Annotated in this window: 11 protein-coding genes and 1 pseudogene; 9 read left to right on the top strand and 3 right to left on the bottom strand. The window is 61.1% G+C overall.

Translation table 11 applies throughout. The annotated features are described in order from the left end of the window. Positions 1-480: 480 nt before the first annotated feature. Positions 481-1,269 carry an aspartate dehydrogenase domain-containing protein gene (locus tag FDG13_RS07830; RefSeq protein ID WP_180126464.1) on the bottom strand — a complete coding sequence of 263 codons (789 nt, stop codon included), beginning with the start codon at positions 1,267-1,269 and terminating at the stop codon, positions 481-483. A 139-nt stretch (positions 1,270-1,408) separates the two neighbouring features. Between FDG13_RS07830 and FDG13_RS07825 the strand changes: the two genes are divergently transcribed. Then, positions 1,409-2,080, top strand: coding sequence for an ATP-binding cassette domain-containing protein (locus FDG13_RS07825; RefSeq protein WP_180126462.1), 672 nt, complete (start codon positions 1,409-1,411; stop codon positions 2,078-2,080). A 57-nt stretch (positions 2,081-2,137) separates the two neighbouring features. Here FDG13_RS07825 and FDG13_RS07820 read toward each other — a convergent pair whose 3' ends face one another. Further along, positions 2,138-2,701 carry a TetR family transcriptional regulator gene (locus tag FDG13_RS07820; RefSeq protein ID WP_180126460.1) on the bottom strand — a complete coding sequence of 188 codons (564 nt, stop codon included), beginning with the start codon at positions 2,699-2,701 and terminating at the stop codon, positions 2,138-2,140. Positions 2,702-2,755: 54 nt separating this feature from the next. Here FDG13_RS07820 and FDG13_RS07815 point away from each other — a divergent pair, with 54 nt between their 5' ends. From FDG13_RS07815 to FDG13_RS07780, 8 genes are all read left to right on the top strand, one after another. Then, positions 2,756-4,267, top strand: coding sequence for an MFS transporter (locus FDG13_RS07815; RefSeq protein WP_180126458.1), 1,512 nt, complete (start codon positions 2,756-2,758; stop codon positions 4,265-4,267). Further along, positions 4,261-5,514, top strand: a complete 1,254-nt coding sequence (locus tag FDG13_RS07810) for an MFS transporter (RefSeq protein WP_180126456.1) — start codon at positions 4,261-4,263, stop codon at positions 5,512-5,514. The genes FDG13_RS07815 and FDG13_RS07810 overlap by 7 nt, the downstream gene beginning before the upstream one ends. Before the next feature lie 141 nt (positions 5,515-5,655). Further along, a complete protein-coding gene (locus FDG13_RS07805) occupies positions 5,656-6,702 on the top strand; it encodes an ABC transporter ATP-binding protein (RefSeq protein WP_180126454.1) in 1,047 nt (348 codons plus the stop codon). Between the two features lie 67 nt (positions 6,703-6,769). Beyond that, positions 6,770-8,077, top strand: a complete 1,308-nt coding sequence (locus tag FDG13_RS07800; protein ID WP_218942667.1) for a PotD/PotF family extracellular solute-binding protein — start codon at positions 6,770-6,772, stop codon at positions 8,075-8,077. Between the two features lie 206 nt (positions 8,078-8,283). Continuing rightward, entirely contained in the window at positions 8,284-9,195 is a 912-nt protein-coding gene (locus FDG13_RS07795) for an ABC transporter permease (protein ID WP_180126452.1), read from the top strand. 134 nt (positions 9,196-9,329) lie between these two features. After that, positions 9,330-10,214: an ABC transporter permease gene (locus FDG13_RS07790; protein WP_180126450.1), complete on the top strand. Its 885-nt coding sequence runs from the start codon at positions 9,330-9,332 to the stop codon at positions 10,212-10,214. A gap of 2 nt (positions 10,215-10,216) precedes the next feature. Further along, a complete protein-coding gene (locus FDG13_RS07785; RefSeq protein WP_180126448.1) occupies positions 10,217-10,924 on the top strand; it encodes a GntR family transcriptional regulator in 708 nt (235 codons plus the stop codon). An 8-nt stretch (positions 10,925-10,932) separates the two neighbouring features. Next, positions 10,933-11,670, top strand: a complete 738-nt coding sequence (locus FDG13_RS07780) for an aspartate/glutamate racemase family protein (RefSeq protein ID WP_180126447.1) — start codon at positions 10,933-10,935, stop codon at positions 11,668-11,670. Between the two features lie 20 nt (positions 11,671-11,690). On the opposite strand, the pseudogene FDG13_RS07775 reads toward FDG13_RS07780, so the two are convergent. After that, a pseudogene (locus tag FDG13_RS07775) lies at positions 11,691-11,813 on the bottom strand (IS1595 family transposase); the annotation flags it as partial.

Below are 11,813 nucleotides of genomic sequence, written 5' to 3'. Positions count from 1 at the left end.
GATGAGGGGGATGTGGAAACGGGGATTGCAGAATTGGGCAACAAAAGGCACCGGCTCGTAGCTACGAGGCGGCCAACGGCAAATGCTTCAGGATGAAATCTACCGCGCCACATCTCTACTCTACGCATTGGCGACCTACTGAATTTGTTTCCCCGATTCGAGTCCCAACAGAGCCTCGCCAGCAGGGGATGGGTAGGGGTGGCGGCCGATTTCTGGGCCTTTGACAGTATGAGGCCGCCGCCCCTACCCATCCCCTGCCACCCAATAGCGCAGCCTTCCTGTAACCAACCAGCGCAATGGCATGGTCAGCCCCGACGGGGTTTGTGATGATCAGAGGCGTTTCTTCCAAGGATGTTGGTGAAAATGGCCTCTAGCCCTTTTTTCGTAAAGGGTTGTAGCTATCTTTTGTGAAGTGATTAGGATTTTGGGTGAGGGTGACGCCAGGCGGCAGGCAGGCCTGCCGTTCTCCGCCCCTCTCGCTCAGCCGAAAGCGATTGGCGCAGCGAGGTTGCGCATCAAGGCCACGACGCTCCAGCCGGCAATGGCGCTGGTGCGGGAATAAGTGTCGACAACAACATGAACCTCTTCACCACGAACCTCAATTCGGTGATCGTCACCCAGGAAGCCCGGCACACTGTTGATACTGACCTGCGTGGCAGCCACACCTGCCGTGGCAAGCGCTGTGGCCACAGACACGTTGACCTTGGTCGGGAACAGGCCGATCGCGTCACGGGCATTGCCGGAGAACACTTCGCTTGGCGCACTGGCCGTCAGCAACTCCTCATTGAAGATGGGCGTACCGCGCAATGACGCAGGCCCTTTCTCGGTGCGGATACCGGCGTCAATGGCACTCATCAGCGCGGCAGTGCGCAGCACGTCGAAGCCACCGATCGCACCTGACGCAAGGTGCACCCGCCGTCCCGTTGTGCGAGCAAGCGCTTCGATAGAAGCGAGAAAGTCTGCGTCGGCGAAGGCGCCGATGGACAGCACAATCAGGTTGGCTCCTGCGTTTAACGTGGGTTGGGCAATGTCACGCAGCAAACCGGGTGACGCAGCCTCCACCACATAGTCAGGTCGTAGCGCGAGCAACTCGTCAAGGGTTGTGCAAGGCTGGCAGGCGTTCTTGTCGGCCAGTGCTGCTGTGGATGCCGCGTTGCGACCAAAACAACCGACCAGTTCATAGTCCGCCAGCAGCCCCTGACGCCAGGCGTCCGCCACGATGTTGCCGAGAAAACCGCAACCGGCGATGGCAAACTTCAATTTGTGCATGTTTTTATCCTCTGTTTTTCTGAGGTGACGATTTTCACATTCAGGTGGCGACGCCCCTGACGCGGCACATGTCGCAACCCATGGCTCGCCAGCAGACCTTTTAAAATAAGGGCTTATTGCTATGAAACTTGGATAATCTATGTCCGTTCCCACGCCGCTTGTCACCGCCCCCTGCGGCCCGCAAAACACGCTCCTGCGGGTGGACGGGCTGGCGTTTTCTTACCCGCAGCGTGTGCTGTTTGACGGCTGGTCGGCTTGTATCGGCCCCGGCGTCACCCTGGTGCTAGGCGGTGAGAGCAGTGGCAAAACCAGCTTGTTGCGCCTGCTGGCCGGTGATCTGGTGGCGCAAGCGGGCAGTTTGCAGATCAAGGGCGTGTTTTTGCAGGCGCAGCCGTTGGCTTATCGGCAACAGGTGTTCTGGATCGACCCGCGCACGGAAGCTTGTGACACCATCAGCGCGAAGCAGTTTTTTGACCAGCAGCGTGCCAAGTGGCCGGGTTTTCTTCCACCCCAGGCAGCAGCCTGGGGCGAGTTGCTGGCGGGGCTGTCGCTGGTTGAGCATCTGGACAAGCCGCTGTACATGTTGTCCACCGGCAGCAAACGCAAGGTCTGGCTGGCCGCAGCGTTTGCGGCGGGGGCTGCGGTGACGTTGCTGGACGACCCGCTGGCGGCGCTGGACCGGGCCTCTATCCGGTATGTGTTGCGGCAGCTGGAGGCTGCTTCGGAGCACACGGATCGCGCCCTGGTGCTGGCGCAGTACGAGGCACCAGCGGGTGTGGCCTTGGCGCAGGTGATCAACCTGGGCGACTAACGCTGGTTAGCAAGTTGCTGTATTGGGGCTGCACTGCCGTCCCACACAGAGCGGCGCTTACTGGTTGTGTTTGCCGCTGTCGTCTGGCAAAAGCTCTCGGCGGATGTCGTCCAGGATGTCGTGCCATTCCGGCTCGTCCATCTTCAAGAGGCTAAAACAACGCAAAAAGAAGGCGCCTTCGGTGGCCAGAAACGCGATACGCGCCCGGCGGCCCTGCGCGGTGGAGAGGTCCACCAAGTCCAGGCGGCTGCGGTACCAGTCGTCGGAGTTCTGGCGCTGATCGGCGGTGCTCAACAGCACGGTCAGCAACCCGGCGGCACGGTGGGCTTCGGCCTCGTCGATGTCGCGGGTGATGTCGATGTGGGCACCCAGCGCCTGCAGCGGGCTGGGTGTGGGGCCAACCTTGGCCGCCAGCTCGCTGTCGTATTCACCGACCCAGCGCGCAAAGAGCGCGTCCATCAGCTGGTCTTTGGTGCCAAAAATGGCCTGCACGCCGCCTTTGGACACCCCGGCTGCCAGGGCCAAGGCCCCCAAGGTGAGCCGCGCCACACCCTCATGGCGGGCGATGTCTTCGGCCATGTCAAGCAAGCGTTCACGGTCAATAACCCGCGGTCTACCCATGGTTGGAGCTTTCTAATTAAAATACGGTCATATTTTAATTGTGTGGTTGTGGTGATGTCTTCTTCTTACGCCAAGCGCTGGATCATATTGGCGATCCTCTCAAGCGCCTTGTTCCTCATCGTGACGGACATGACGGTGCTCTACACCGCCTTGCCGACCCTGACCCAGGCCCTGGGCGCTACCGCGTCGCAGAAGTTGTGGATCGTGAACACCTACGCGCTGGTCGCCGCAGGCCTGTTGCTGGGCGCAGGCACGCTGGGCGACCGGCTGGGCCACAAGCGTCTGTTTGTCAGCGGCTTGGTCGTGTTTGGCCTGGCATCGTTGCTGGCGGCTTTTTCGCCCACGCCAGAGGTGCTGATCCTGGCGCGCGCCCTGCTGGCGGTGGGCGCCGCCTTGATGATGCCGTCCACCCTGTCCATCGTTCGCCTGATTTTTACGGACGAGCAAGAGCGTGCTGTGGCCATTGGGGTGTGGGCGTCGGTGGCGTCTGGTGGCGCCGCATTTGGCCCGGTGCTGGGCGGCTTTTTGCTTGAGCATTTCTGGTGGGGATCGGTGTTTTTGATCAACGTGCCGATTGTGTTGGTGGCGCTGTTGCTGGCCTGGCTGCTGATTCCTCGCATGGCGGGGGATACCTCACGGCATTGGGACGGTGTGGGGTCTTTCCAGGTGATGGTGGGTTTGATTGCTCTGGCCTATGCCATCAAGTCCATGGGGCTGCAGGCGTCGTCGTGGTCAGAGGTGGGCTTGGCCACTGCGCTTGGCGTGGCTTGTCTGGTGGTGTTCACACGCCGGCAGCGTCGCTTGGCCCAGCCCATGCTGGACTTCGCGATTTTTCGCACACCCGGGTTTTTGGCCTCGGTGTTGGCGGCCGTGGTGGCTGCGGCGACCCTGATGGGCTTGCAACTGGTGCTGAGCCAGCGCCTGCAGCTGGTGCAGGCCCTGTCACCCCTACAAACCAGCATGTTCATGCTGCCTTTGCCACTGGCCTCCCTGGTGGTAGGGCCGCTGGCAGGGGCTTGGCTGCACCGTGTGGGCGCCATGCGGATGCTGATCGGGGCTTTGTTGTTGGCGGCCGTGGGTATCGGCGGTTTGCTGCTCTGGCGTGATGCCAGCGCCTGGGTGCAGGGCAGCTGTCTGGTGGTGTTGGGCCTGGGCGTGGGTGCGGTGATCAGTGCTGCCTCCACCACCTTGATGAACAGCATTGCCGAACAACAGGCGGGCATGGCGGCCTCGGTGGAGGAGGTGTCCTACGAGTTGGGTGGCGCCTTGGGTGTCACGGTGGTGGGCAGTTTGATGTCTGCGGTGTATGGCAGCCACATGGCGGCGCAGGCCTGGTTGTCGCCAGACGCGCAGGTGGCAGACAGCCTGGAGGCTGCATTACGCGCGGCCCAAACGCTGCCCGGGTCTGCCCAGGCCAGCCTGGTGGCGGTGGCCCATGCCGCGTTTGAATCGGCCTACGCAGCCAGTCTGGGGCTGTTGGTGGCTCTGTTGGTGATGGTGGCCGCCTGGGTGTACTGGAAGAACGGTGCGGGTGCCGCCAACGCAGCACAGGTGCGGGAATGTTAGGCGCCACGGCATCTGCCAGCGCCCCTCTGGCGCAGGCAACACCAAGCCTTTGGAAATGGCGCTTTGGCCTGATTTATGGTGGCCAGGCCTTGTCGCTGATGGGTTCGGCGCTGACGCAGTTTGTGCTGTTGTGGTGGATCACAGACACCACGGGTGACATGTCTTCCCTGGCGTTTGCCGGCATGGTGGCGCTGCTGCCGCAGGCTCTGCTGAGCCCGTTGGGCGGCACCTTGGCCGACCGCTATAGCCGCCGTGTCCTGATGATCGCGGCAGATGCTGTGAGCGCGCTGTGTATGCTGGTCTTGATGCTGCTGTTTGTCACCGAGCAGGTGGCACTGTGGCACGTTTACGTCATGATGGGTATTCGCAGTGCGATGCAGGCGTTTCAGATGCCTGCCGCCGAGGCCAGTGTGGCCATGCTGGTGCCCACCAGCTTTTTGCCACGCGCCGCTGGCTTGAACCAAACCCTGCAAAACTTGACGATGGTGGCAGCAGCCCCGCTGGGGGCGCTGGCCATTAGCGTTTTGCCGTTTGGCTGGGCTTTGGGCATAGATGTGGTCACTGCCTTGCTGGGCATCGTGCCGCTGCTGGTGCTGCGTATACCGCAGAGCTTTGCGCGCCAGACGGGCAAACATGCGATGTGGGGCGAGTTTGTTGAAGGGGTGCACCTGGTGTGGCGCATTCCGGGCTTGCGCCGGCTGTATGGTTTGCTGGCGGCTGTGGTGCTGGTGGTGATGCCGACCTTCACCCTGGTGCCCTTGCTGGTGAAAACCCATTTTGGAGGGGGTGCGCCCGAAGTGGCCCTGATGGAGGGGCTGGAGGGCATCGGCATGATTCTGGGCGGCTTGTTGGTGACGGCTTTGGCGCCGCAGCGCAAAGTGCCTTGGGTTCTGGCGGGTTTGGCGGCCTCGTGTCTGGCCATGGCGCTGACCAGCCTGATGCCCAGCGGCTGGTTCCAGGCGGCGGTGGTTTGCTGGATCATCAGCGGGGTCACGTTTGCGCTTGGTAATGCGCCGCTGGTGGCGCTGTTGCAAACCAGCATTCCAAACCATCTGCAGGGCCGGGCGCTGTCCTTGCTCAACGCCGTCATGGGGCTGGCCGCGCCCGTGGGCTTGTTGTTCGGAATGCCACTGGGTGAATGGATTGGTGTGCGCTGGATGTTTGTGCTGCTTGGGCTGGTGGGGGCGGTTGTGGCGCTTCTTGGGTTCACCGCCAAGTCCATCCAGGCATTGGATGACGGCTTGTAAAACCCGTGCCCCAATTCCCGCCGCCCGCACCGGAATTGGGTGGGTGGGGCAGCATTGCGCACCAAGCGCGTGCAATTTTGTATGCAATCTGTGATTTGAACCGTACACAATCCTGGCACAGCTTTTGCTGATGTGTTTGGCATGAACGCCAAAACGCCTGTGACCCCCCGCGACGCCGTTGAACTGGTGGCGCTGACCAAAAGTTATGCCGCCGGTGCAAAACCCGCCGTGGATGGCATCAACCTGCGCATCGCCAGTGGCAGTTACTGCTGTTTGCTGGGGCCTTCGGGCTGCGGTAAGAGCACCACGCTGCGCATGATTGCCGGGCACGAGTCGGTGACCGGTGGCGACATCCTGCTGGAAAACCGCAACATCACGGACCTGCCTGCCGCCGCGCGGGGCACGGCCATGATGTTCCAGAGTTTTGCGCTGTTCCCGCATCTGAGTGCGCTGGACAACGTGGCCTTCAGCCTCAAGATGAAAGGTGTGGACAAGGCCACACGCCACAAACAGGCCGCAGATTTGCTCGAACGTGTGGCCATGGGTCACCTGAGTGCGCGCAAACCGGGCGAGCTGTCAGGTGGCCAGCAGCAGCGGGTGGCGCTGGCGCGTGCGCTGATCACCCAGCCGCGTGTGTTGTTGCTGGACGAGCCACTGTCGGCGCTGGACCCGTTTTTGCGCATCCAGATGCGTGCCGAGTTGCGCCGCTGGCAAAAAGAGCTGGGCCTGACTTTCATCCACGTCACGCACTCGCAGGAAGAAGCAATGGCCCTGGCCGACACCATGGTGGTGATGAACCACGGTGTGATCGAACAAATGGGCAGCCCGCACGAGATCTACAACCGCCCAGTGAGTGAGTTTGTGGCGCGTTTTATGGGTGGCCACAACGTGCTGGCCACGCCCACGGGCAAGATCAGTGTGCGCACCGACCACATGCAGCTGGCCCCCGATGTGCCTGGCCTGGCCGACGGCGCGGGCAACCAGCGTGCGGTGATCACCGACATCGAGTACCAGGGCACCTATGTGCTGGTGGGCCTGCAACACCCCGGCGAGGACCGCTCTGCCAGTGCCACCGCCGAGATCTCGGTGATGGTGCCCGAGGCTGCTTTTGCGGCGCGCCCGTTCCAGCTGGGTGAGAGTGTGCAGCTCCACTGGTCACCCGACGTCGCCCACGCGCTGGCCCATTAACACCCAACCGTTCTTCTCCCCCCACCACTTCGCAAGAAGATTTTTCAGCCCTCCAGGAGTTTTTGCCATGACTGACATCACCAAAACCATCACCGACATCGCCAGCGGTGTTGCCACCGGGGCGTTGAACGCTTCTGTGCCACGCCGCAGCCTGCTCAAAGGCACGGCCGGCATTCTGGCCGCTGGCATGTTCCCGGCTGTGCATTCCGCCGAACCGATCGTGCTGCGTTACCTGGGCACGGCGGTGAACCAGGACAAAGCCATTGGCGAGAAGTTTGAAAAAGACACCGGCATCAAGATCCAGTACGTGGCCGTGACCACCGACGACGTGACCAAACGCGCCGTGACTGCGCCCAACAGCTTTGATCTGATCGACACCGAATATTTCTCCTTGAAGAAAATTGTGCCCACCGGCAATTTGAAGGGCATCGACGTCAAACGCATCAAAAACGCCGACAAGATCACCACGCTGTTCACCACCGGCCAGGTCGCAGGCAAGGCCGTGGGTGACCAGGGCACCGCGCCCAAGAAGGTGATTTATTTGGAGGGCGAAAAGAGCAAGGTGTTTGCCAAGAGCCCGACCCAGTTCATGAGTCTGATCCCAACCGTGTACAACGCCGACACGCTGGGCATCCGCCCCGACCTGATCAAACGCCCCATCAACTCCTGGGCCGAGCTGCTGAACCCCGAATTCAAGGGCAAAGCCGCTATTCTGAACATCCCCAGCATCGGCATCATGGACGCCGCCATGGTGGTCGAGGCCATGGGCATCTACAAATACCCGGACAAGGGCAACATGACCAAGAAGGAAATTGATCTGACCATCAAAACCCTGATTGAAGCCAAAAAGGCCGGCCAGTTCCGCAGCCTGTGGAAAGACTTCAACGAGTCCGTGAATCTGATGGCTTCTGGCGAGGTGGTGATCCAGTCAATGTGGTCGCCCGCTGTGACCGCCGTGCGCACCAAAGGCATTGCCTGCAACTTCCAGCCATTGAAAGAAGGTTACCGCGCCTGGGCAGCCGGTTTTGGCCTGCCCGCCACTTTGTCTGGCAAGAAGCTCGACGGTGCTTATGAGTTCATCAACTGGTTTCTCGACGGCTGGGCCGGTGCCTACTTGAACCGCCAGGGTTATTACAGCGCCGTGCTGGAAACCGCCAAGTCCAAGATGGAAGCCTACGAGTGGGCCTACTGGATGGAAGGCAAGGCCGCCACCCAAGACATCAAGAGCCCCAACGGCGACGTGTTGGCCAAGAAGGGTGACGTTCGCGACGGCGGCAGCTACGAAGCCCGCATGGGCGGCATCGCCTGCTGGAACGCGGTGATGGATGAGAACAACTACATGGTTCAAAAGTGGAATGAGTTTGTAGCAGCCTGACCTTGACTTCTCCCTCTCCCGCCTGCGGGAGAGGGCAGGGGTGAGGGCAGGCAGCGCAGCCATTGGCTATGTATTTATTTGATAGCTATATCCCCTTATAAATAGAGGGCTAGAAGCCAATTGTTCTTATAAAAGCTGCTTGATCAGATGAGCGCCACAGCCCCTCACCCCCAAGGGGCGAAGGTGCAAGAAATGAAACACACACCATGAGCACATCCACCACAACCCTCCCTGCCTCCACCCCGGCGCCCGGTCGCAGCTTGGCCGCGTGGTGGCAGGCGATGCCGCTCACCTTGGTGTTTGTGCTGTTTTTTCTGATTCCCCTGGCGCTGATTGGCATGGTCAGCTTTTGGGACTTCAATGAATACGAGTTGCTGCCGGCCTTCACCTTCAAAAACTATGTGTCGGTGTTTGACGGCTGCAGCAACATGGACGAGATGTGTGTCACCTTCAAGACCTACCTATCCACCTTCAAATTCAGTTTTCTGGTCTGGCTGATCACGCTGGTGATTGGTTTCACCGTGTCCTACTTTCTGGCGTTTTATGTGCGCTCCAGCGGGGTGCAGACGCTGTTGTTTGTGTTGTGCACCATCCCGTTTTGGACCAGCAATGTGATTCGCATGATCTCCTGGGTGCCGCTGCTGGGGCGCAACGGGCTGGTGAACCAGAGCCTGCAGGGCATCGGGCTGATCAACACGCCCATCGAGTGGTTGTTGTTCTCGGACTTTTCGGTGGTGCTGGCCTTTGTGCACCTCTACACCATGTTCATGATCGTGCCGATCTTCAACAGCATGATGCGTATCGACCGCAGCCTGATTGAGGCCGCCAACGACAGCGGCGCATCTGCCTGGCAAACCCTGTGGAATGTGATCGTGCCGCTGTGCCGCACCGGCATCATCATCGGCTCGATTTTTGTCATCACCATCGTCATGGGTGACTTTGTGACGATTGGGGTCATGGGTGGCCAGCAGATCGCGTCCATTGGCAAGATCATCCAGGTGCAAACCTCTTACCTGCAGTTTCCGCTGGCCGCGGCCAATGCGGTGATTTTGCTGAGCATTGTGCTGATGATCATCTGGGCGCTGACCCGGCTGGTCGACATCCGGAAGGAATTATGAACACCCCCGTTGCTTGCTCGCTTCGCGTAGCCGCCTCCCCCCTCAAGGGGGCAACACCAGCGGCCCGGCAAAGCCGGTTCCGCGGTGTTTCGCGCTTTGTATCGCTGGCCGCACATTGAATAGGATGTTTGTCCATGTCACATACTTCTGACCAACGCTCCGCAGGCTTCTGGTTTCTGGCGCTGTTTTTCACCGCCTTTGTGCTGTTCCTCTATGGCCCGATGCTGGTCATTGTGGTGCTGAGTTTTCAGGGGCCCGAAGGTGGTCTGACCTTTCCGCTGCGTGGTTTCTCGCTGCACTGGTTTTACAAGCTGGCCGAGGGGCTGGGCGTGGTGGACATCGGCGCCGCGCTCAAACGTTCGCTAGCGCTAGGGGCGGCAGTGATGACGCTCACCGTGCTGTTTTCTGTGCTGGCCGGGCTGGCGTTTCGCAAAAAGCTGGCCGGTGGCAACACCTTGTTTTATGTGGTGGTGGCCAGTTTGATCATGCCGTCCATCATTGTCTCGCTGGGCATTGGCCTGGAGTTCCGGCTGATCGACACCGGCCTCAAATGGGCGCTTGAAGCCCTGGGTTTGACCAGCACGCTCGAAGAGTACGGCAGCTCGCTGGGCCTGTTCACCTCAGCCCTCGGTGCCCACCTGACCTGGACACTGCCCTTTGGCCTGCTGATCATGTTTGCGGTGTTCAACCGTTTTAACCCGGCCTATGAAGAAGCCGCGCGTGACCTGGGCGCCACACCCTGGCAAGGGTTCCGGCATGTGGTGCTGCCGCTGATTGCACCGTCCATCGTCGGCATTGGCATGTTTGGTTTCACCCTGAGCTGGGATGAAATTGCCCGCACCTCGCAGGCCATTGGCGATGTCAACACCTTGCCACTCGAATTGCAGGGCCTGACCACCACCGTGACCACACCGTCGATTTACGCCCTGGGCACGGTTACCACCGTCATATCATTGCTGGTGATGGCCTTGGCGATTGGCCTGGCCTGGTGGCTCAAGCAAAGACAAAACAAGGGTTGAGAATGAGTGAGTTAGCCGCGCCGCTGTCCGATGCCGAGATGTACGAGCGGGTGATTTCGGCCATCCTGGACCACAAGCTGCCACCCGGCACCAAGCTGGTGGAAGACAAGCTGGCCAGCGCGTTTGGCGTGTCGCGCACACGCATCCGCCCGGTGCTGGTGCGCTTGGCCAACGAGCAGGTGGTCACCCTCACACCCAACCGTGGCGCCACCATCGCCCAACCCACTGAAAAAGAGGCGCGTGAGGTGTTTGAGGTGCGCCGCCTGATCGAGCCGTCTCTGGTGGAGCGCTTCATCGCCCAGGCCACCGATGCCGACATGGCGCAGCTGCGGCAATGCATCGACAACGAAGAAGCCGCCCGCCAGGCCGGTGACATGCGCCGCGCCATCCGCCTGTCGGGTGAATTCCACTCACTGATTGCCGAGGGCGCCAAACACGACACGCTGGCGCGCATCCTGCGCGAGTTGACGTCGCGCACCTCGCTGGTGCTCATGACTTACAGCCCGGCGCATGAGTTTGAGCGCATGGACGCCACCTCTTGCGGCTGCAACGAACACCGCGCCCTGCTCGATGCGATCCGCCTGCGTGATACCAAGGAAGCCGCCAAACGCATGCGTGAACACCTGGCCCGGCTCGAAGCCCAGCTGCAGTTCAACACCGCAGACGACACCACGCCCGATCTCAACGCGCTCTTTGGCGCACCGGCCTGATTCCCGCCATGCGTCAACTCCTGGTCATCAACCCCAACACCTCGTCCAGCGTCACCACGCTGCTGCAGCAGCATGTGCAAAGCGCCGTCGGCTCGCATGTGACGGTGCGCTCGGTCACCGCACGTTTTGGTGCCCCCTATATTTCTGACGAAGCCAGCTACGCGGTAGCGGCCCATGCCGCACTCGACGCCTGGGCTGCTGCACTGACGGCGCCCGAGGGGCGGCCCGACGCGGTGTTAATCGGCTGTTTTGGCGACCCCGGATTACAAGCCCTGCGCGAAAGCAGCCCGGTGCCAGTCACCGGCCTGGCCGAAGCGGCATTCATCGAGGCCGCGCGCCATGGTCGTTTTGCGGTGGTCACTGGTGGTGAGCGCTGGGCGCCGATCCTGCAACGCCTGGCGCAGTCGCTCGGTCATGCCCAGGCGCTGGCCGGTATCCACACCGTGGCACCCACCGGCGCGCAACTGGCGGCCGACCCGGTGGCCGCGCGTCAGTTGCTGACAGAGGCTTGCCTCAACGCGGTGCGCCAACTCGGCGTGCAAACCGTGATCCTGGGCGGCGCCGGGTTGGCCGGCATGGCCGCGCAGATCCAGCCCTTTGTGAATGTGCCGATTGTGGACAGCGTGATTGCCGGCGCCACCTGGGCACTGCGCAACTCACCTTTGCCGCCGCAGCGGGGCACACCCGGTTTTGATGTGCCTTGGGTGGCTTTGTCCCCTGAACTGACCCAGTTGGGATTGCGTTGAGGTCTTTACATCAAACTGGGCTATGTCTGAATTAACTGTTGCGATGAATATCGTCCCAGCGCTTCCTGCAGACAAACGCCAGGAGAGATGCTTTGGTGATAGCGCTCAAGCATACGCCGCCAGCCCAGGTAGTTTTCCAGGTA

Origin of the sequence: Rhodoferax sp. BLA1 (assembly GCF_013416775.1) — a bacterium.
Classification (GTDB): domain Bacteria; phylum Pseudomonadota; class Gammaproteobacteria; order Burkholderiales; family Burkholderiaceae_C; genus Rhodoferax.
This window is presented reverse-complemented; position numbering and strand designations above follow the sequence as displayed.